The 21,372-nt window shown below is 66.8% G+C and carries 13 protein-coding genes; 7 read left to right on the forward strand and 6 right to left on the reverse strand.

What is annotated here, in order from left to right:
• Positions 1-4: 4 nt before the first annotated feature.
• Positions 5-3,802, forward strand: coding sequence for a carbohydrate binding domain-containing protein (locus F0U60_RS36355; protein ID WP_395806645.1), 3,798 nt, complete (start codon positions 5-7; stop codon positions 3,800-3,802).
• A 69-nt stretch (positions 3,803-3,871) separates the two neighbouring features.
• Here the strand turns inward: F0U60_RS36355 and F0U60_RS36360 are convergent, their stop codons facing one another.
• Complete coding sequence (locus F0U60_RS36360) at positions 3,872-4,234, reverse strand: hypothetical protein (protein WP_395806646.1); 363 nt, start codon at positions 4,232-4,234, stop codon at positions 3,872-3,874.
• A 20-nt stretch (positions 4,235-4,254) separates the two neighbouring features.
• Positions 4,255-6,225, reverse strand: a complete 1,971-nt coding sequence (locus tag F0U60_RS36365) for a hypothetical protein (RefSeq protein ID WP_395806647.1) — start codon at positions 6,223-6,225, stop codon at positions 4,255-4,257.
• A gap of 891 nt (positions 6,226-7,116) precedes the next feature.
• On the opposite strand from F0U60_RS36365, the gene cglD reads away from it, so the two are divergent.
• Complete coding sequence (cglD, locus tag F0U60_RS36370) at positions 7,117-9,660, forward strand: adventurous gliding motility lipoprotein CglD (protein WP_395806648.1); 2,544 nt, start codon at positions 7,117-7,119, stop codon at positions 9,658-9,660.
• A gap of 108 nt (positions 9,661-9,768) precedes the next feature.
• On the opposite strand, the gene F0U60_RS36375 is transcribed toward cglD, so the two are convergent.
• Positions 9,769-10,314, reverse strand: a complete 546-nt coding sequence (locus tag F0U60_RS36375) for a hypothetical protein (protein ID WP_395806649.1) — start codon at positions 10,312-10,314, stop codon at positions 9,769-9,771.
• A 167-nt stretch (positions 10,315-10,481) separates the two neighbouring features.
• Here F0U60_RS36375 and F0U60_RS36380 point away from each other — a divergent pair, with 167 nt between their 5' ends.
• Positions 10,482-11,726 carry a hypothetical protein gene (locus F0U60_RS36380; RefSeq protein WP_395806650.1) on the forward strand — a complete coding sequence of 415 codons (1,245 nt, stop codon included), beginning with the start codon at positions 10,482-10,484 and terminating at the stop codon, positions 11,724-11,726.
• 48 nt (positions 11,727-11,774) lie between these two features.
• On the opposite strand, the gene F0U60_RS36385 is transcribed toward F0U60_RS36380, so the two are convergent.
• Positions 11,775-13,898, reverse strand: a complete 2,124-nt coding sequence (locus F0U60_RS36385; protein WP_395806651.1) for a M13 family metallopeptidase — start codon at positions 13,896-13,898, stop codon at positions 11,775-11,777.
• 218 nt (positions 13,899-14,116) lie between these two features.
• Between F0U60_RS36385 and F0U60_RS36390 the strand changes: the two genes are divergently transcribed.
• From F0U60_RS36390 to F0U60_RS36405, 4 genes are all read left to right on the forward strand, one after another.
• Positions 14,117-15,868 carry an AAA family ATPase gene (locus F0U60_RS36390; RefSeq protein WP_395806652.1) on the forward strand — a complete coding sequence of 584 codons (1,752 nt, stop codon included), beginning with the start codon at positions 14,117-14,119 and terminating at the stop codon, positions 15,866-15,868.
• 311 nt (positions 15,869-16,179) lie between these two features.
• Positions 16,180-16,803 carry a CAP domain-containing protein gene (locus F0U60_RS36395; RefSeq protein ID WP_395806653.1) on the forward strand — a complete coding sequence of 208 codons (624 nt, stop codon included), beginning with the start codon at positions 16,180-16,182 and terminating at the stop codon, positions 16,801-16,803.
• Between the two features lie 56 nt (positions 16,804-16,859).
• Positions 16,860-17,873: an NAD(P)-dependent alcohol dehydrogenase gene (locus F0U60_RS36400; protein ID WP_395806654.1), complete on the forward strand. Its 1,014-nt coding sequence runs from the start codon at positions 16,860-16,862 to the stop codon at positions 17,871-17,873.
• 148 nt (positions 17,874-18,021) lie between these two features.
• Positions 18,022-18,582, forward strand: a complete 561-nt coding sequence (locus tag F0U60_RS36405) for a hypothetical protein (protein WP_395806655.1) — start codon at positions 18,022-18,024, stop codon at positions 18,580-18,582.
• Between the two features lie 19 nt (positions 18,583-18,601).
• On the opposite strand, the gene dhaL is transcribed toward F0U60_RS36405, so the two are convergent.
• Both dhaL and F0U60_RS36415 read right to left on the reverse strand, forming a co-directional pair.
• Positions 18,602-20,299, reverse strand: coding sequence for a dihydroxyacetone kinase subunit DhaL (gene dhaL, locus F0U60_RS36410; RefSeq protein ID WP_395806656.1), 1,698 nt, complete (start codon positions 20,297-20,299; stop codon positions 18,602-18,604).
• Between the two features lie 27 nt (positions 20,300-20,326).
• A complete protein-coding gene (locus F0U60_RS36415; RefSeq protein ID WP_395806657.1) occupies positions 20,327-21,346 on the reverse strand; it encodes a zinc-ribbon domain-containing protein in 1,020 nt (339 codons plus the stop codon).
• Positions 21,347-21,372 lie beyond the last annotated feature (26 nt).

Raw genomic sequence — 21,372 nt, forward strand, 5'->3', positions numbered from 1 at the left:
CCCCGTGCATCGACAGAAGTCGTTGCTGTTGCCCGCCCTGGCGGCGCTGCTGCTGCAAGCCGGGCCAGCGCGAGCGCAGATCGCCGCGTCACATGTGTATCACAACCACATGCCCAACTTTTGGCCGTACTACGACGTCAGCAAGTACGCGTCCACGCCGATGGGCGGAGCCATCCGCTACACGTACGACGGCCAGGTCATCAACCTGAAGAAGAGCCCTCCGTCGAACTACACGTACTACCTGCCGTCGGGCGCGCCGATGCCGCACGATGATCTGGTCACGTACTACTCGCACCACGCGAAGACGGGCGCCTACATGTCCTGGCCCGGGAACGTGGCCGCGGACATGAACACCAACGCCCCCACTGGGCAGATCCACGTGACCATGTCCGGCGCGGTGGTGAACAACGTCCAGGATCTCAACACCCTGCAGAACGTCTCCGGCTACAACAACACCAACTGGGGCGCCTCCTGGAGGGACCGGTACAACACCCTGCGCACGCCGGCGGGCAACCGGACGTTGGATCTCATCCACTTCACCGGCCACCACACCATGGGGCCGCTGGTGGGGCCAGACTACTTCCTCAAGGATCTCATCAACCAGAGCGCCACCCTCGCGCAGCCCTACTTCCTGGGGAGCAACTTCCAGTCCTCCAAGGGCTTCTTCCCCACGGAGCTTGGCTTCTCCGAGCGCCTCATCCCCACGCTCGCCAAGCTGGGCATCCAGTGGTCCGTCATTGGAGACAACCACTTCTCTCGCACGCTCAAAGACTATCCCTTCCTGAATGATCCAGGCTCGGACACGCTGGTGTCGCCGCCCAACCGCGCGGACCTGCAGAACACCAGCAACGTGGGCAGCTGGGTGAGCCTGCAGATGGCGCACGAGCAGCAGGTCATCCGCAACAAGTACCCCTTCGCCTCCACGCCGCACTGGGTGCGCTACGTGGACCCAGCCACCGGCGCCGAGTCGCGCGTCGTGGGCATCCCCGTCAACCAGAACGGCTCCTGGCTCGAAGGCTGGGAGGGCGAGGCCACGGTCGACGTCGTCAACCTCAAGAGCTTCGAGGGGCTCGTCCCGCAGAAGCAGTTCTTCGTCATCGCCCATGACGGAGACAACTCGGGCGGGCGCGCGGGCTCCGAGACCACCTGGTACAACGGCCGCAGCGTCACCTGCACCGCGGGCGTGCAGTGTCTGGGTATCAGCGAGTACCTGGTCAACAACACGCCCCCTGCCACCGACGTGGTGCACGTGCAGGACGGCTCGTGGGTGGACACGCGCGACTCCTCGTCTGATCCGCAGTGGCACCACTGGAAGCTGTCCTTTGGCATCTGGAAGGGGCAGTTCCCCGCGTTCAACTCGGCCACCGGCCTCAACCTGGCGCCGAAGACAAACCTCAGCGGCGTGCAGGAGGGCATGACGGTCTCCTTCGAGCACGGCTGGCACTACCTGGAGCGCAACTTCGCCCTGCTCCAGGCCGCCCTCAACTACGCGAAGACGGCCGAGCAGATCTGGCTCGACGCACACCCCAACCACTGGAAGCCCACCACGACGCTGGACAACCAGGTGACCCACGCGGGCAACCAGCTCAACCCGTGGATGATGTCCTTCCCCGTGAAGGGTGATGCGAGCAACGACTGGGCGGGCGGCGCCAACCCCGCGGAGCTGGCCTGGTACTTCCTGCTGCCGGCCATGGACTCGGGCTTCGGCTACTACGACGAGAACCAGGACGACATCGTCAAACCCACGCTCTCCTTCAACCAGTCGCTCTACTTCTCCAAGCCCTATGTGCAGGACCGCATCGCCCAGGACAAGACGGGCCCGTCTGTCTGGTGGCCGCAGCGCTGGCCCTATAACCCGGGCAGCGCCAACACGGACAAGTCCGAGGGCTGGACGCTCCACCACTTCAGCAACACCTTCGCGATCTACACCTATGCGTACGACGTGAGCAGCATCACCAGCATCAAGGCTCGCGTCCGCGTGCACACGAATAAGAGCATCGACCCGCTGGACAACACCCACAAGGTGTATGACCCCGCCGCGCTCAAGGCCGCGGGCGTGCCTAACATTGACACCTCGCGCGTGGGGGCCTGGGTGGACTACCCCCTCACCCGGAGGGATTTGAAGCCTGTCATCAATGGCGTCTCGTGGCAGCCCACCTACCTGCCCGTCATGGCCAAGGTGCCCGCGCAGGAGATCGGCGACCTCTATTACGTCTACCTGGGCAACTACCGGGACCAGCTCCTCGACTACTACATCGAGGCCACCGACAGCCGGGGCAACGTCACCCGAAGCGAGATCCAATCTGTCTATGTGGGCGCGGGCAGGTACAACCTGGTGGGCGGCAAGTACGTCGAGGACATCAACGGCTCGGTGCAGGGCACGTATCCGTTCCTGATGGTGGACACCACCGCGCCCTCCACGCCCACGGGCCTGACGGCCTCCAAGAAGACGGATCGCTCGGTGACGCTCACCTGGAGCGCGGCCTCGGACAACGTCGCGGTTGCGGGTTACGACGTCTTCCGCAATGGCACACAGGTGGGCTCGAGCACCAGCACAAGCTATACCGACAGCGGACTGACCGCGAGCACCGCGTACAGCTACGCCGTGAAGGCGAAGGACGCGGCCGGCAACACCTCCGCGGCCAGCACGGCGCTCTCCGTCACCACCCTGGCACCGGACACCACCGCGCCCTCGGCGCCCACGGGGCTGACGGCCTCGGGCACGACGAGCTCCTCGGCGGCATTGCTCTGGACAGCCTCCACCGACAACTACGGCGTCGCCAGCTATGACGTGTACCGCAATGGCTCCCTGGTGGCCTCCGTCACGGGCACGAGCTACACGGACACCGGGCTCTCTCCGAGCACCACGTACAGCTACACCGTGAAGGCGAGGGACGCGGCCGGCAACACCTCCGCGGCCAGCGCGGCGCTCTCCGTCACGACGGGCGCCGGCAACACCACCACCGTCTATTACAAGAAGGGCTTCGCTACGCCCTACATCCACTTCCGTCCCGCGGGCGGCACGTGGACGGTTTCTCCGGGCTACCCCATGCCTGACTCGGAGGTCTCCGGCTACGCGAAGTACACCGTCAACCTGGGCGCGGCCACGCAGCTCGAGAGCGTCTTCAACAACGGCAGCGGCACCTGGGACAACAACAACGGCAGCAACTACTTCTTCCCCACGGGAACCTCCACCTTCAACGCGGGCACCATCACCGCGGGCGCTCCGTCCGCCGACACCACCGCACCGAGCGTGCCCTCGGGCCTGACGGTGTCGTCCAAGACGGCCACCTCCGTCTCGCTCACGTGGACGGCCTCCACAGACGCCAGCGGCATCGCCGGGTATGACGTGTACCGCAACGGCGCCCTCGTGGCCTCGCCTCCTTCGGCCAGCTACACCGACACCGGCCTGAGCCTCGGCACCACGTACAGCTACACCGTGCGAGCACGCGACACCGCGGGCAATGTCTCGGCCTTGAGCACGGCCCTGAGCGTCACCACCAGCACCTCCGGCGCCACCGTCACCTTCAACGAGACGGCTAGCACCGCGGTCGGTCAGAACATCTTCATCGTGGGCAGCATCACCGCGCTCGGGAGTTGGGCTCCCGGCGCTGCCATCCCCCTCTCGCCGGCCAACTACCCGACGTGGAGCGTGACGCTGAGCCTGCCCGGCTCAACGGCCATCCAATACAAGTACATCAAGAAGGACGGCAGCGGGAACGTCACCTGGGAGAGCGGCACCAACCGCACCTATACGACTCCCGCGACCGGTACCGCGACGCTCAACGACACCTGGAAATAAGCCACGACAATCGAAGCCCCGGCGCGAGGCCCTCAAGCCTCGCGCCGGAGGCGCCCGGAAGCGCCTTCCTCACTCCCAGTGGATGGTCTCTTCAACAGCCTCGCGAAACCAATCCCAGAACGTTGGGAAGACACGCTCCAGCTCGAAGCCCGGGGAAGCAAAGTCATGGATGATGAGCACCTGCTCTCCATGGCCCTTGCCCCAGCACGCGATATCGTCGTTGTCCTGCCTGTAGGCAAACGGGAACAGCTCGCGCGAGGGGTAGCGCCCCGCCAAGGCCCGAGCTTTCTCTCGAGCCGCTTTGGCTTCCATGAGATGCCAGGGCATCAGATCCAAGATGCCCTGCCGTACCACCCGTGCGAACCCATTGGGATACACAAACCAGTCAGGACGCTTGCCCGCCGCGAGCAGATAAGCCTCTTCGTTCGTCACGGAGCCACTCCCAACGTGGTTTAGATGCTCGACAGGATATGGCTCCCGCTCCACGCCCGGTTCAGGGTGATCCACACCCGCCCGGTGCTGGTATCAAAGGACGCGAAGTAGTCCACGTCCGCCGTCAGCAGCACGCCATCCAGGTAGAGGCGCTCCGGCACGCCACCCGACCTGTGAACGAGGAAGACGGGGTTCTTGAGCTCTCCCCCGGCGGCATTCAGGGTCGCAGTGAAAGCACCGGTTGCATCCGACTGGAGCTCATAGGCTCCGTAGACGCTGTTGTAACCCGGCACGGCATAGGCCGAGCTGTCGGTGCGAGCCACGCCGACGGGGCCCGAGCTCACCACCGCGCCTCGCGTCGCGCTGAGCTGCCCCCGAAGCATGCGCTCCATCTGTGTCACCTGGGTCAGCACCGTGCCGGTGCTCTGCCGGCCCATCACCATGGAGACGGAGTAGCTCTGATAAGGATAGCCCGAGAAAACCCCCTCGTAACCATAGCCATAGTAGGACGGACTCCCCACGGCGCCGTACATCAAGCCCCAGGCGAGGCGCTTGCTCCGGGTCGGGTTGTAGTCACTCATCTCGTACTGGCACATCTGGTAGGGCCAGTTCCAATTGGGGGGCATGAGCCAGGTACCGAAGTCCCCAGGATTCTGACGGTTCGCGGAGGTGTAGCCCCAGTTGGTGTGGAACCACGTGCCGCCCGTGTTGTGCTGGAGCCAGCTGAGCGTCTGCACCATGCCCATCTCCGCGTCAGCGCTCCGGGAGTAGGCCATGGTGTAGGGGACCACGTTGGGCTGGGTGTAGTCCCAGGTGCTCTGGGCCGTGAGCGGCTCAGTGCCAGAGAAGAACTTGTACTTGTCGCCCCACTTCACGCCGTCCACATAGGAGTTGATGCCGTCACCATCCCAGGCGATGTCACCATAGGGACTGCGGGAGTCCGCATTGACAGACAATCCACCGGCGGCGGCGCTGCTGTCGAAGGTGATGGCATAGACGGGATGGTCCCGTCCGGTGGCGAAGAACCAGTGCACCGTGGCTTTGACAGGGGTGCCATTGATGGGCAGGTTCCAGGAGAACTCGTGGATGGCATGGTGCCGGCCAACGAAGACCTGGCGGTAGTTGCCCGGGATGGTACCGGAGTGGGTCAACCCGCCGTTGCCGTGGTGGCTCACCACATAGCCCCAGCCATTCCAGAGACCACTGGCCCCCGTGCCCGTGGCCACGCGCTCCTGGGTGCCCAGGTAGAAGCGGAACTGACGGAGCATGCCTCCGTAGCTCCCGCCCGGATCCCGAGAGTTATTGCGAGTGAGGACTGCGGTCCGCTGCTGTTTGCCTGAATCCAGCCAGCGATAGACATCCGAGTCATAGTTTCCAGGCAGCTCGTGGGTCCAGGCGAGAGAAGCCCACGCGGCCGGAGAAGCCGTCACGGACACCGTCGTGGTCGCCGTGACAGTTCCCGCGTCGTTCGTGGCCTTCAGCGTATAGGTCGTCGTCGCGGTCGGGCTCACCGTCACACTCGTCCCCGTCACCGTGCCTACGCTGGGCTCAATGCTCAGGCTCGTGGCTCCCGTCACCACCCAATCCAGTGTCGAGCTCTGGCCCGAGTTGATCGCAGCAGGTGTCGCCGCAAAGCGCGTAATGGCCGGAGGCTGGTTCACCGTCACCGTCGTGGTTGCCGTAACGGTCCCCAGCTCGTTAACGGCCTTCAGTGTATAGGTCGTTGTCGCGGTCGGACGCACCGTCACGCTCGTCCCCGTCACCGTCCCCACACCCGGCTCGATGCTCATGCTCGTGGCTCCCGCCACCGACCAGCTCAGCGTCGTGCTCTGCCCCAGGTTGATCGCCAAGGGTGTCGCCGAGAAACGCCTGATCACGGGAGGCTGGATCGCCAGCGTGGTCGCAGCGAGGGTCTCCGCTCCGTTGGTGGCCAGGTTCACCGTCACCTGGGGGGGGTTCCCCTCCGGAGTTCCATTGTCGGAAAGATTCACGACAATGGGAACACTCCCACCGTCACAACCCAGCACGGCCAACAAGGGAAGCATCAGCACCAAGGATCTTAGAATTCGGCACATCGTGAGCCTCCGACCCGCGTGGGCTTTGCGCGAAGAGGGCATATGACAGCCATATCCCCTTCAGCACGCAATAGTGTTGCGGATCTGACTGACGAATGGATCGCCCTCCCTCTGAGGCGTGTCCGCTGTAAGCCGAAATAGACGACACCCCGGCACGGATGAGAGCCAACTCCCCCACACCGCGGCACACCACCTTCCACCGTCACGGGAAGCGGCTTTTGAGGAAGCGAGACTTCGAGGGGGGCACCATGCGCCAAACGCAGGGGCTGCTCGCCGAGCATTAAATCCCAAGCGTACAAGTCATTGCGTTTGACATGGTTCACCGTTAGTACGAGCCCTGAGGCCGCTTCCAACACAGTCCGTCTAGGTCAAGCCCAACGGAACTTCCTCTCCGAGCGAGCGGACTCACCGCGGACGGATGGGCTCACTTGCGGGGGGAGCTGATCCGGACCAAAAATCGCAGCCCCAAAGAAAACCGCCAATTCGCGCCCCAAAGCGTGTATGATAGCAAGCTCATACCGAGGGGGGGCGGTTTTCCAGACACGCCAGGGAGGCCTGGTTGGAGGAAGAGCCCCGATGAACACGCGACAACTGATCAAAGCAGTGCTGCTCGCGACGAGTTTAATCACAGCAACCGCATGTCCAAGTGATCCTGGCCCGGTAGATCCCGGTCCGGGCAATCCGACCGACCCGGGCAATCCGACCGACCCGGGTGGTGAAACGCCGCTGCCCACCGATCCCAGCGATCCGAACAACGCCGCCAAGGACACCGACTGCGACGGTCTGAGCGACAAGATCGAGTTCGAGGTGGCCTACGGGGGGAAGAAGACGCACCCCGGCCTGGCGGATACCGACAAGGACGGGCTCCCGGACGGGCTCGAGGCGGGCGTCACCGCGGCGGTGACCGGCACCACCTGCACCATCACCCCGGACGCGAGCACCGCGGTGAACACCAGCCCTGTCAATCCGGACTCGGATGGTGACGGCCTGCTCGACGGCGCGGAGGACACGAACAAGAACGGCAAGGTGGACGATGACGAGACCCACCCCCTCCTCGTGGACACCGACTGTGACGGCCTGCGCGACGGCCCGACCAGCGGAGACGTGAAGGGCGAGGACCAGAACGGCAACGGCATCCGGGAGGCCACCGAGACCGACCCGCGCCGCTTCGACACGGACGGCGACGGCATCTCGGACGGCGTGGAGTCGGGCGTCACCCAGAACCTGGACACGGCGAACTGCGCCGCCATCTTCCGCCCGGACATCAACCCCGGCTCGACCACGGACCCGACCAACCCGGACTCCGACGGCGACGGCGTGAGCGATGGCGCCGAGGACAACAACCAGAACGGCGGCGTGGACTCTGGCGAGCTGGACCCCAACAACAACAGCGACGCGTCCGGTCCCGCCGGACAGGTGTGCACCACCGACAACCTGCGTCCCGTGACCTTCAAGTCCGAGGAGGGCGCGGACATCAAGCTGGCCCTGCCGCCCACCTTCACGGAGGTCACCCAGATCAAGTCGGGCGACGAGGTGAAGGGCCTGGTGGGCTACGACAGCACGTCGAAGGTCGCATTCCTGGCCTTCCGCATCACCCCGCCCGCGGGTTCCACGGATCCGCTCGGCGACGAGGAGGAGCTGCAGCCCGCCATCGCGTCCAAGGGCGCCCTGCGCAATCGCATCGCCCAGACGTTCAAGACCTGGGAGGGCTTCGAGGCGTTGCAGGCCAACTATGATCAGGCCGGCACGACCACGGACCTCAAGGCTCGCACCAACCAGCTGGTGGACGCGCTGCTGCCGGGCAGCTCGGGCCGCCTCAGCAGCGCGGCGGCGGGTGTCACGGGCGACTTCCGCCTCCAGACGCTCTTCGTGCACCGCTCGCCTCAGAGCCTCGTGGTGCTCATCGCGGTGACTCCGCTGGCGGGCGTGACGGGCAGCAACCGCAGCTCCCCCGCGGCCTTCTCGGCCAAGGATCTCTCGGACGGCTCCGCGCTCGCCCAGTTTGGTGAGCCCACGGCGGCGCAGTGCGAGCGCTTCACCCTCCCGATCTCCAAGGTGGACTTCATCTTCGTGGTGGATGACAGCGGCTCGATGGCGAGCTCGCAGCTGTCGCTGGCCGCCACCGCCCAGTCCGCGGCGAACGCGCTCAATGCCTCGTCGCTGGACTGGCGCATGGCGCTCGTCACCTCGAGCTACCACATGGGCGCCGCGGGCTCGAGCAACGTGGGCCGGGTGCGCCAGTTCACCCGCAACGTGAACAAGGTGAAGGCCTGGCTCACGGAGGACAGCACGTGCACCTCGGGGACGTGCAGCGGGGTCCCCACGACGCCTGAGCGCGCAACCTGCCCTGGTGACAACACGCAAGGCGTCAACGGTGGCTGCTGGGTGGGCCTGGATGGAAGCGGCAACGAGGGCGTACTCGGCGCGGCCCGCAAGGTCGTCGACGACATGACGCCGGGCACCGAGCCGGGCGCCACCGAGAACGGCCTCAAGGCGCGCAAGGATGCCACCCTCGTGGTCATCCTGCTCGGAGACGCGGACGATCAGACCACCGGCTACAACACGACGGCCGCCAACTGCGGTACCGGCGGAAGCAAGGACACGGCCGGAAGCTCCTGCGAGAACGTCGCGAACTTCATTAAGTTCTTCGGCGATCGCTCGGAGCTGGCGCCCACCAACAAGACGGGCAAGCAGATCATTGTGCACGGCATTGTGTGCCCGTCCGGCAAGGCCTGCGGCTGCACCTCCGGGACCTGCGACCTCAACAACTCCACCCGTGAGTTCAACCCGCAGCCTGTGGGCGGCGTGTCCAAGCTGCGCCATGCGGCGGTGGTCAACGCCACGGGCGGCGTGCTCGGCTCCATCATCGACACCGCAACCATCGAGACCTCCATGGAGGCGATCATCGTCGATGCCATCGGCAACGCGGGTTACAAGACCCTCAAGCCGCCCATCGGCGCGTCCATCAAGGTGGCCGCGGCGAGCGTGCGAGATCCGGCCGTCTGCAAGACGGGCAACGACATCCCGCGCAGCACGGTCAACGGCTTCGACTTCGACGGCAGCGCGCGCACCCTGTCCTTCTTCGGCGCCTGCCGCCCCGCGACCAGCTCGACCCAGGTGGCGGTGTCGTACCAGTACTGGGTGGACCAGGTGAAGGATCCCAACGGCGGCGTCCCCTGCGAGGACGATCCGAAGTACAGCCCGACGGAGCCGGATCACTGCGAGGGCCCGACGCTCGGCTGCAACGAGGCGGGCGACCAGTGCGTCTGCAAGCCTGACTGCGGCGGTGCCTGCGGCGTGGGTACGAAGTGCAACATGACGGCCTGCGCCTGCGAGGTCATCCTCAGCTAGTCGCAGGTGTGCTCCGGGCCCGGTGCGCTCGGGTCCGGAGCCCTGAGAGAGGAGAGCGGTGCCCCCGCCCTCCTCCCGACCCGCCCGGCGGGTCGTGGTGCTCTCGCGTCAGGCGGCCACGAGAGCGAAGAGCAGAAGAGCCGCCTGCTCCGAGGGGCTCAGCGAGAGGAGCTCGGACGGCACGGAGATCCGCACGGGAGGCGAGAATCGGCGGTCGCAGCTGCGCGGCCCCTGGTACACGCCCTCGGTGTACGTCAGCTCATAGGTGCACTGGTTGATGTACACGTGGAGCGTCTTCGGGTTGAACCGGAGCTTCACGCGCCCATCGATGAAGCCGCCTTCGGCGAGCAGCGTGTCTCCCTCCTTGCGAACCTTCAGGTTGATGGGGATGGAGCCGACGACTCCCGAGGCCCCGTCTTCCTTCAACGTGATCAACGTCGCCTGGCCCAGGGCCCGTCCCCGCAGCTCCGTTGCGGAGCGGCGGAGCTGGACGTCCGGAGAGAAGACGTCAGCCCCACTGAATTGAAAGTTGAAACTCCTGAAGGGCAGGTCCACGGAAATGGCCGGAAGCTCGGGCGCGCCAACGGCCACTCCCCCCACCAGGAGTCCGAGACTCAGCAGCGTTCCACGGGACCAGGAGCGAAGAAGGGACATGCCCCCAGTGTAGACACGTCCGAGGCCCGGCGCTCGCCTGTCTGGCCACCCGTCTGGGTCTTGCAGAGAACATCCTTTCCCATCCGAGGCCTCGTACGCCGTCCACGTGGCCTTCCAGGCCGGTATGCGGCTTGCTCCTATGCCTGGTGGCAAGGGGGCCAACAACGGTGATCCGGAGACGGCTGGGGGCGTACGGGGCGGTGGTGTGGGTGGCGGCGGTGTGGGCGTGCGGTGGCTCGGATGAGGGGACGCAGCAGCCGGATCCCTGGCCGAAGGAAGCGGCGATCAACTACACGCAGCGCTTCGACGTGGGCCGTCCACAAAGCGTGGCTGTGGATGACGCCTTCAACATCTGGCTGCTTGCGGGCGACCGTATCGGCGTGCTGCGGCCCGGGGAGACACAGCCCCAATGGGCGAGCAACGTCGGCCAGGCCGGCAGGGGATTCACCTCCACCGTCATCTGTGGCGGCAGTGCCGGACGAGCCTACGTGGGCTACCAGGCACGCGAGCTCGACAACCCCCAACGCTCGTCCTACCAGGACCCGAGCTTCACGGAAGGCGACCTGGACGCGGTCAAGCTCACCCCGGACGGACACATCGTCCTGGAGGAGCACATCCACCACTCGTTCCGGCGCGACCCGGAGAAGAATGACGGCAGCCTCAGCTGGAACGCGCCCACCAACCTCGGCATCCGCAACTCCAATGACTGGAGGTACGACGAGGATCGCTCGGTGCTCAGCTGCGTGAAGGTGATGCGCGGCCGGGACAAGGGCGAGGTGTATGTCGGCACCAACCATGGCGTCACCCGCCTCCGTGGCCTCGACTACAACAGCCACCGTCACCCGGTGTGGTGGGACAACGGCAGCCAGCGCGCTGGCTACACCCATGCGCTGGGCATCGCGAAGGACGGCGACGTGCTCATCGCCAATGACTGGACCTTCGGCATCGTCACGCCCAACGCGGACCTCGGGCTCTGGGACGCAATGAGCCCGAAGTCGCTCAACCCGATGAAGGTGGAGTCCTCATACCTCCCCGAGGTCAACTCGCTCCCCGAGTTTGATTTCTGGCGCGGCTTCCAGCAGACGACGGACGGCCGCTACTACCTGGCCAGCAAGGACCATGGCCTCTGGGAGCTGAGCATCGTCTCGAGCGGAGATACCGCGCAGAAGGGCATCAAGCTCTCGGGCCTGCCCACCAACGAGCTCACCTCACTGGCGGCCACGGATGACGGTTCACTCTTCATCGGTACCGCCGATGCGGGCCTGTGGAGGATGGACGCGAAGAAGCAGTTCACGCGGGTGACAGACATCCCGGGCCGGACGGTGAAGCAGCTCCTCTATGACCCGAACGGCACCCCGGCGATGCTCTACGTCCTCACCGACGAGGGGCTCACGGTGCTCCGGGGTTATTGAGCGAAGGGGTGGAGCCGGTGTCGGCCGGCGTCCACCCCTCCCCTCCTCTCACCAGATGCGCACGCGCTGCTCAGGTGCGAGGTAGAGCGCCTGCCCTGGCGTGACGCTGAAGGCCTGGTACCAGGCATCCAGGTTTCGCACCGTCGAGGCACGGTACTCGCCCAGCGAGTGCCCGTCCGTCAGCAGGAGGCGGCGGAGGAAGGGCTCGCGGTACTTGTTGCGCCAGACCTGACCGAAGCCGAGGAAGAAGCGCTGGTCGCCCGAGAAGCCCTCGAGCACCGGCGCAGGCTTTCCACCCAATGACAGCCGGTAGGCGTCATGGGCGACTGCCAAACCGGCGACATCGGCGATGTTCTCACCGAGGGTCAGCTCGCCATTCACCGCGAGGTCGGGCAGGGGCCGGTAGGCACCGTACTGCGCGACGAGCGCCTGGCTGGCGGCCTTGAACTTCTCCGCATCCTCCCGGGTCCACCAGTTCGCCAGCTTGCCGCGAGCGTCGAACTGCGCACCGACGTCGTCGAAGCTGTGAACGATCTCGTGCCCGATGACAGAGCCGATGCCGCCGTAGTTCACCGCCGGATCGGCGCTCGCGTCGAAGAAGGGCGGCTGGAGGATGGCCGCGGGGAAGATGATGGAGTTCTGCTGCGGAGAGTTCAGCGCATTCACAAGCTGCGGGACCATGAACCACTCGGACCTGTCGACGGGCTTGCCGAGCTTGCGGAGGTTGCGCTGGTACTCGAAGCGCGACGCGCGCTCGGCGTTGCCGTAGGCGTCCCCGCGCACGATCTCCAGCCCCGAGTAGTCCCGCCACTTCTCCGGGTGGCCAATGCCGACCTGGAGGGTGGACAGCTTCTCCTTGGCGCGCTTCTTCGTCTCCGGGGACATCCACGTCAGCGAGTCGATGCGCTGACCGAACGCCGCGATGATGTTGCGCACCATCTTGTCAGCCTCCGCCTTGGCTTCCGGCGGGAAGTACTTCTCGACGTAGCGCTTGCCGATGGCCTCCCCCATCGCCTCGCTGGTGACGTCGACGCCGCGCTTCCAGCGCTCGCGTAGCTGCTGCGCTCCGGAGAGCACGCGGCCATTGAAGGCGAAGGACTCGTCAACAAAGGCCTTGGGCAGGTAGGGCGCGGCACGCGCGATGGCGTGGAAGGTCAGGTAGTCCTTCCAGGTCTGCAAAGGCTCGCTGCCGACGAGCTTCGCGATCCCCGTCAACGCGCTCGGCTGCCAGATGATGAACTCGCGCTGCTGCCCGAGGCCCGCGGCGCCGAGGTAGGCCTCCCAGTCGAGGCCGGGCGCGCGCCGCGCCAGCTCCTCCCGAGGCCAGGGGTTGTTGGTCTTGGCCACGTCCTGCGTGTCCACCTGGGCCCAATGGACCTGAGCGATGTTGCGCTCGAGCTCGAAGATGCGGCGGGCCCGCGCCTCCGCGTCGGTGATGCCCGCCAGGCGCAGCAGGGTGGCGATGTGCTCCTGGTACTTCTGGCGCACCTCCGTGAACCGGGCGTTGTCGACGACGTAGTAGTCGCGATCCGGCAGGCCCAGGCCGCCCTGCATCAGATAAGCGGCGTAGCGCGACGGCTCGTTCAGGTCCTCGGACACCCAGAGGCCGAGGAGCCGGTCCGTGGTGACGTCACCCGTGTTGAGCGCATCCACGTCGGCGCGCAGCGTGTCGCCGAGGGCGGCGGCAAGGTCTCGCCGGTTGGCGATGGCGGCGATACGGCTGAGCTCGGGCGCGAGCGGTGACACGCCCTTCGCCTCGATGGCCGCCTCGTCCATGAAGCTCGCGAAGAGATCACCCAGCTTGCGCACTTCGCTGTCCGCGGACGCATGGGAGCTCGCGGCCTCTTCGATCAACGCGCGCGTGCGCCGGCTCGCCTCTTCCGCGAGCGTCGTGAACATGCCGTAGCTCGACTTGTCAGCGGGGATCTCCGTCTTCTGGAGCCACGTGCCATTAACGAAACGGTAGAAGCTGTCGCCGGGCGCGACAGCCGGGTCCATTCCGGCGGTGTCTACGCCGAAGCTGCCGTAGGTGGGCTTCGACGTAGGGATCGGGGCGGCTGTCGTCACCTTGTCCAGCCGCGCGGAAGTGGCACAGGCGGCGAGCCACACGGCTGCGCTGGTGGTGAGCACCACGCGTGCGGTGCCCGAGATACGTCGCTTCTGGGATGTCATATGTGTGTGAGCCTCAGAGCAGGCGGAAAACCGCGGCCCAACAACGAGGCCCGTCGCTTAATCCCGAACTTTGAGAAACACCTCGCCTGGAATGGGAAAACCGGCGCTGCTATCCGAGGGTTCGTCTCTGACCTAGACTCGACCGTTGATTGAATGATTGGCGAATCGAGCTTCTCGGCCGCGCACGGGTCGTGGGTGACAACACCGGAGCACGGCCCTTGGAGCGGAAAACAGCGGCCCTGCTGGCCTACCTCGCGATGGAAGGAGAGACAGCACGAGGGACGCTTGCGGGACTGCTCTGGCCAGATTCCCGAGACACCACCGCGCGCAACAACCTGTCCCAGGTCTTGCGACGACTGAAGGAGCTGCTCGGGGTGGCGGGAGTAGAGGGCCGCGACACCCTGTGCCTGTGCGAGACCGTGCCAGTGGACGTGCGAGAGCTCGCACGCGGCGGTTCCACCTGGACCGCGGACTCGGTGGGTGAGCTGCTCGCGGGCCTGGTCTACGAGGACTGCGAGGCGCTCAACGACTGGCTGCGAGGCGCCCGCGCGCGGATGCTGCGCATGCAACAGCGGGCGTTGGAGACACGGACGTTGCTCGAGGAGCGGGAAGGCCGGTTGCCCGCGGCGCTGGAGACAGCCCAGCGGATGCTCCAGTTGGAGCCCACCTCGGAGGACGCCTTCCGGCACCTCATGCGCCTGCACCATCGGCTTGGCAACCGGGTCGCGGCCTTGCAGCTCTGGCGGCAGTGCGAGGAGGTGCTCCAGGTCGAGCTGGGCATGGCCCCCTCAGCCACCACGCGGCAGCTCGCACACGAGATCGAGCGCTCGGCGACGCCGCCACCGCTCGGAATCACCCCGGGACGAAGGGCACTGCCCCTCTCCGTGGTGCACCCTCCCGTGCTGGCGGGTCGCGAGCGTGAATGGGCGCGGATGGAGGAAGCGTGGGAGGCGCGCCACCCCCTGTTCCTGGTGGGGCCCCCAGGAGCGGGCAAATCACGGCTGATGGTGGACTTCGCCCGCTCCCGAGGGCGCTGGCTGTTGTTGACGGCTCGCCCGGGCGACTTCGACGTGCCCTACGCCACGCATGCGCGGAGCATCCGTGCGCTGCTGCGACAACACCCGGAGCTGGTGCTGGAGGACTGGGTGCGGCGCGAGCTATCGCGGCTGCTCCCTGAGCTGGGCGGAGAGCCCCTGCCCCTGCCCCCGCCGCCAGAGGAGAAGGCCCGCTTCTTCGCCGCCATCGTCCACATGCTGCGCCTGGCGCTGCGGGAGGTGGCGGTCCTCGCCTTTGACGATGCGCATTACAGCGATCCCGGAAGCAGCGAGCTGGGCTTATACATCGTCGCGCAGACCTTGGAGGACACGGCCCACGGGCGCTTTCCCCTGCTCATCACCAGCCAACGCACCGACGAGACCGTCTGGAACGGGGCACGCATCCGGCAGGCGGTTGATGCCGGGTTGGCAGAGCTGATCCAGCTCGAGCCGCTGGATTCCGAGGGGGTACGCACCCTGCTGCGCGGCATGGAGGTACCCGCGCTGGAGCACATGTCCGAGGACCTCGCCCGCTACACCGGAGGCAATCCGCTGTTCGTCGTGGAGACGGTCCGGCATCTCATCGAGTCCGGCGCTCCCGAGGGGAGCTTCCCCTCCGCACTGACGCCTCCCGCCCGGGCGAGAGCCATCATCCAGAAGCGGTTGGCCCGCCTGACCCCCGAGGCGCTGCGCCTGGCACAGGTCCTCGCCGTGGCCCGCTCGGACATGGGATTGGAACAGGCCGCCGCGGCGCTGGAGACGCCCACGGAGCGATTGATGAAGGCCTGGCGCGAGCTGGAAGAAGCCGCACTCGTGCGGGGCGCCTGGTTTAGCCATGATCTGGTGGGCGAGGTGCTCCTGGCTGACAGCCCTCCCGCCCTCCGCGAGCTGCTCGCCGGAAGAATGGCCCGCTACCGCGCCCCTGGAAAGCCCTGAAGGGCATTTTGATATTGCGCGTTTCAACTGAAAGTCATTAGCGGGGTTGAGGAGCTTGACCGAAATGACAGCCCTCCTTCGGACGCCCCCTCCCCCATCGGCAGCACGAGCGGTCCACCAGTAGAAGATGGACGCCCATGTAGGTGACATGGTGCGCCGTCTGGTGAGACAAGCCTACCATCACACCAAGGGAGCAAGCTTCTGATAGTTTGAGATGCATTGACAAACATTTCCAAAAGGTATTTATAGCCAATCCCGGCTGTCCCGTTTTGCGCTTCTTGAACTTCCTTTACCCCGGAGAAGAGAGCCCGATGATGAACCGAAAGCTGAGCGTCCCGTCCATCCTCCTCGGAGTCACCCTGCTCGCGGGCTGCGGAGCCGATGCGCCCCTCACGCACGAGGAAGAGGGACTCGTGGGTGAGCCCCTCGAGGAGACCCTGAACGGAGGCGAGCTCCAGGCCCAGGCCATCAACGCCGCGGCCTACTGTGACGACGTGACCACCTGGGATCCGGCCTGGGAGAACTTCGAGAACCAGGTGCTCACCCTGGTGAACCAGCGGCGCGCGGCGGGTGCCACGTGTGGTGGCGTGGTCAAGCCGAAGGTCGGCCCGCTGACCCTGGACACCCGGCTGCGGTGCGCCGCCCGGAAGCACTCGAAGGACATGGGGACGAACAGGTACTTCGCCCACAACAGCCTGGACGGCACCACCCCGTGGACGCGCATCACCAACGCCGGCTACGTCTGGAGGTCTGCGGCGGAGAACATCGCGGCGGGCCAGAGCACCCCCGCGGCGGTGGTGGATGGCTGGATGAAGAGCTCCGGCCACTGCAACAACATCATGAACGGCAACCTCATCCACCTGGGGGTCGGTTACGCCTACGTCGCCGGCAGCCCTTACGGTCACTACTGGACGCAGGACTTCGGTCGTCAGTAGCGCGCTCATCGTCCGGGTTCTCACGCCAGCGAGAGGCGCGTTAGAAACCCGAGACCATGAAAGCCTACGAAATTCGCGGCGGATTCGGACTGGACAACCTGGTGTCCTGTGAGCGGCCGGACCCGAGCCCCGGACCCTTCCAGGTCCGGGTCCGGGTGAAGGCCACGAGCCTCAACTATCGTGACCTGATGATGGTGGAGGGCCGCTACAACCCACGGCAGAAGCTGCCCCTCGTCCCCAACTCGGACGGCGCGGGGGTGGTGGATGCCGTGGGCCCAGGCGTCACCCGGGTGAAGCCTGGAGACCGGGTGATGGGCCTCTTCGCGCAGACGTGGCTCGCGGGAGAGCCCTCGCGAGCCGTACAGGGCAGCACGCTGGGAGGGCCCCTGGACGGTGCGCTCAGCGACACCATGATTCTCCACGAAGAGGGTGTGGTGCTCACGCCTCCGCACCTGTCGGATGAAGAGGCCGCCACGCTGCCGTGCGCGGCCGTCACCGCGTGGAGTGCGCTCGTCACCCAAGGTGGGCTCAAGGCAGGTGACACCGTGCTGCTGCAGGGCACGGGAGGCGTCTCCATCTTCGCGCTGCAGATTGCTCGGATGTTCGGTGCGCGCGTCATCATCACCTCCAGCCGCGACGACAAGCTGGAGCGCGCCCGCGCGCTGGGTGCCCACGAGGGCATCAACTACGTCACAACTCCAGACTGGGACAAGGCAGCACGCACCCTCACCGGTGGCACGGGCGTGGACCATGTCGTGGAGGTGGGCGGTGCGGGCACCTTCGAGAAGTCCCTGCGCGCCGTGCGTCTCGGAGGGACGGTCTCCGTCATTGGCGTGCTCAGCGGAGGGGCGGGAGCGGTGCCTCTGACCCCCATCCTCATGGGGAACCTGCGCGTCCAGGGCACCTTCGTGGGTCACCGCCAATCCTTCGAGGCCCTCAACCGCGCGCTGACCCTGCACAACGTCCGCCCGGTGGTGGATCGGGTCTTCCCCTTCACTGAGACACGCGCTGCCTTCGATCACCTCAAGAGCGGGGCGCACTTCGGCAAGGTCGTCATCCGCGTGGAGTGAGCCTCAACGCGCCTGGCTGCCGCCCATCATGCGCACCGGGCGGCGCCCGCTCGCATGGCTGGGTTGCGGCTGGACGTAGGCTCGGGCCCCATGGAGCTTGCTCCAGCTCCCGGGGCGTCCTCACCTTCGTCGAGGGAGGAGTGCCTCGATGATGAAGCGTGAGCGTCTGCCGTGGGCTCTGGGATGGGTGAGCCTGGGTATCGGACTGACGGAACTGACATTTCCGAAGGGCCTCTGTCGCGTCCTGGGTGCCTCGAGGCACAACGCCGGGCTGATGAAGGTGCTCGGACTCCGGGAGGTCGTCAGCGGGCTGGGACTGCTCACCCAGCGCCATCGTCGGCCCTGGGTCTGGGCGCGCGTGGCGGGTGATGCCATTGACCTTGCGCTCCTGGCGGTGACCTTCCGGCTTCCACGCGCGAACAGGGCCTGGCAGGGGGCCATCACCGCCGCGGTGGTGGGGGTGACCCTCGTGGACCTCTACGCCGCCACCACCAAGCAGACGCCTCCCCTCCTTCGCTCCGATGCCGTGACGCCGTCACTCGGGATGGGAGCGGAAAACGGCGGCCCCGCCGAGAGCTGGAGGGGGAGCGGCCTGGCCGAGGACCTGGGCACGAGCAGCCGGCACGGCGACGAAGGCGAAGCGGATGAGGTGAAACAGCGCATGATGAAGGAAGCCGAACGGAAACTCGGGTTGCCGAAGCTGAGCTGAAACGTATGGCACGCCCGCGTCACCCGATGCAGGAAGAAAGCGCCTTCAACCAGACAACGACGGCGGCCGCCCCGGCATCGGGAACGCCGACGGCGCGCTCGCCCAGGTAGCTGGCACGTCCCAGACGCGGCTTCATCCCCGCAGTCGCCTCCGCACCTCGCTCCGCCGCCAGGACACAGGCATTCCAGGCCTCGGCGGGTGACTTCCCCGCATTCAGCGCCTGCGAGAAAGCGTCCGCGGCCGGGCGCAGCGCATCAAGCATCGTGCGGTCTCCAGGACGGGCACCTCCAAGCTCCGCCACGGCCTCGACGCCGGCATGGAAGGCCTCGGCCCAGCCTGTCGCATCCGGAGCCACGTCCGCCAATCGACGAGCGGCGCGCAACAACGCGGTGGCGTAGAACGGGCCCGAGCTGCCGCCGATGCTGCGGCGCACGGCTTCGCCCATCGCCGTCAGCGCCCGAGCGGGATTCGTCCAGGAAGACTCGGGCAGCGCGCGCAGGGCCGCCGCACCACGCACCATGCTGATGCCGAGATCCCCATCTCCTGCCGCACTGTCGAGCTCGGTCAAGCGCGCCTCAGCCGCATCGAGCGCATCAGCGACTGTCAGGACCGCCTGCTTGAACCGCTCCATCCCAGGATGCGCCCCACCGGCAGCCACAGAGACAGAAGGCGCGGGAGGCGTGGGCCGGACTCGACGTGCCGGAGCAAGCTTGCCGTTGCCCGGCCAGGCCGGTGCGGCGGTGGCGGCGTCCAGCCAACGCAGCCGTGCGTCGTCCACCCTCAACAGGCTCAGCGAACAGCCCGGCATCTCCAGCGCCGTCAGGAACGAGCCACACCAGGTCCGCTCCACAAGGACGCCCCGCTCACGCAACACGGTCAGGGCTCGGTTGGCCACGATGGCCAGCTCCATGGGCGGAGTGCCTCCGAGACCATTGACCAGCAGTGCCACGCGATCTCCGGAGCCGATCTCCCGGTCCTCCAGAATGGTTGCCAGCAGGGTGTCCACCAGGGCGTTGGCCGGCTGCATCGGTACGCGCCGCACACCTTGCTCACCATGAATGCCCAGCCCCAGCTCAATCTCCTCCTCGCCGAGCGAGAAACCGGGTCGGCCCGCCGCGGGCACGGTGCAGGGCCCCAGTGCGACCCCCATGGTGCCAAGCTCGGCGGCAGTCGCTTCGGCTTCCCTTGCGACCTCCTCGAGCGAGGCACCCGAGGCAGCGGCGGCTCCGGCAACCTTGTGGACCAGCACAGTCCCCGCGATTCCCCGGCGCCGACTGGGCTCGACCGTGTCACGCAGGGCGACGTCGTCAGCGACCACGACGACCTCCGTCGGGATGCCCTCCGCGCGGGCCAGCTCGGCGGCGAGGCCGAAGTTGAGCCGATCGCCGGTGTAGTTCTTCACCACCAGGAGCGCGCCCGCCGGTCCCGACACCGCGCGAATCGCCGCTAGGACGGCGTCGGTGCTGGGCGAGGTGAACACGTCCCCCGCGACGGCCGCGTGCAACATGCCGGTGCCCACATACCCTGCATGTGCCGGCTCGTGTCCGCTGCCACCGCCGGAGATCACCGCGACCTCACGCCGCTGAGGCTCGGCGGGAATGTCAGCGCGAACCACCACGGACTCCCCCTCCAGCAATGCCAGCCCCGGAGAAAGAGCAACGAGTCCTTCGAGCATCTCCCCCACGACCGCGCGGGGCGCATTCACGAGCTTCTTCATCCTCCCAAAGTGGCCGCGCGGCCCAAGTCACGTCAAGTGCGAACGCGCTCGCACCACCGCGACGTCGATAACCAGTGCACCCACGAGGAAGAGCCACGGACCCAAGAAGGAGGCCAGCCCGGCGACTCCCCAGAGCGTGACGGCCCCGGCGAGCACGGGCAGGATCCACGACGGAAGCGAGGCCCGGGCCCGGCGCCCGCGGGTGAGCAGCACCAGCCCGCCCAGCATGAGCACCACCCCAGACGCGAACGGACGGCCCCGCCCGGAGGAGGCGTATGCGGAGACGTAGTTCGTCCACATGTTGTAGCGATACTCGTAGTGGTCTTCGTACTCCCTGCCGAAGCCGTCCATCGTCCACTCGCGCACGCGGACGGGCTGGAAGCCGCCAAGGAAGTAGCCGCCGCCCTGGCCCCAGGTGAGGAACAGCGCCGCCGCACACACGAGCGTGCCCGCGAGCACCCAACGTCCGAGGCGCCGATCCTCGGGCGAGGGAGTCCCCTCCTCCGCCCCGAAAGCGGCAAGCGCGCGCCGTTGGTCGTAACCCAGCACGACGGCGGCGAGCAGCCAGAGCAGCGGTACGAGGCCGACGCTCAACGCGAGGAACGCCTGAACGAATGTGAGCACCGTGAAGACGGGCAGGAAGAGTGGGTGCTCGGCCAGGCGCGCCGCGCGTACCGCTGGCTCCGGGAGGGAACGCCCGGCGGCATGAAGCTCGCGCACACCAATGAGCACGCCACCAGCGAGCATCACCACGGACCAGACGACACCGATGCCCGAGAAGAACGGCAACGCGGAGAGAAGGACGGCGAGCACCACGAGCCCCGCGCCGAGCAGCGCCAGCGAGCGCCCTGGAATGCGCTCGCGAAGGCGCGGGTCCTCGAGCACGGACTGCACCACCTGGGCGGTATCTTCCGCGGCTCGCCGGGTGGCCTCCTTCGCCACCTCGGGAGAAAACCCCGTGCTCGCGGGGGCAACGGGCTCTCCGCAGTGGGGGCAGAACCGGCTGTTCTCCGCCGGAAGAGGTTTGCCGCAGTGCGTACAGGACATGAAGGCAGAGCCTACTCCAACGTGTT

The sequence above is a fragment of the Archangium minus genome (assembly GCF_044360475.1).
Lineage (GTDB): Bacteria > Myxococcota > Myxococcia > Myxococcales > Myxococcaceae > Archangium > Archangium minus.

Bases quoted from the DNA above. Each gene is read 5' to 3' on its own strand.
- F0U60_RS36395 (WP_395806653.1), top strand. From the start codon at position 16,180: ATGATGAACCGAAAGCTGAGCGTCCCGTCCATCCTCCTCGGAGTCACC.
- dhaL (WP_395806656.1), bottom strand. From the start codon at position 20,299: ATGAAGAAGCTCGTGAATGCGCCCCGCGCGGTCGTGGGGGAGATGCTC.
- F0U60_RS36375 (WP_395806649.1), bottom strand. From the start codon at position 10,314: ATGTCCCTTCTTCGCTCCTGGTCCCGTGGAACGCTGCTGAGTCTCGGA.
- F0U60_RS36400 (WP_395806654.1), top strand. From the start codon at position 16,860: ATGAAAGCCTACGAAATTCGCGGCGGATTCGGACTGGACAACCTGGTG.
- F0U60_RS36385 (WP_395806651.1), bottom strand. From the start codon at position 13,898: ATGACATCCCAGAAGCGACGTATCTCGGGCACCGCACGCGTGGTGCTC.
- F0U60_RS36405 (WP_395806655.1), top strand. From the start codon at position 18,022: ATGATGAAGCGTGAGCGTCTGCCGTGGGCTCTGGGATGGGTGAGCCTG.
- F0U60_RS36415 (WP_395806657.1), bottom strand. From the start codon at position 21,346: ATGTCCTGTACGCACTGCGGCAAACCTCTTCCGGCGGAGAACAGCCGG.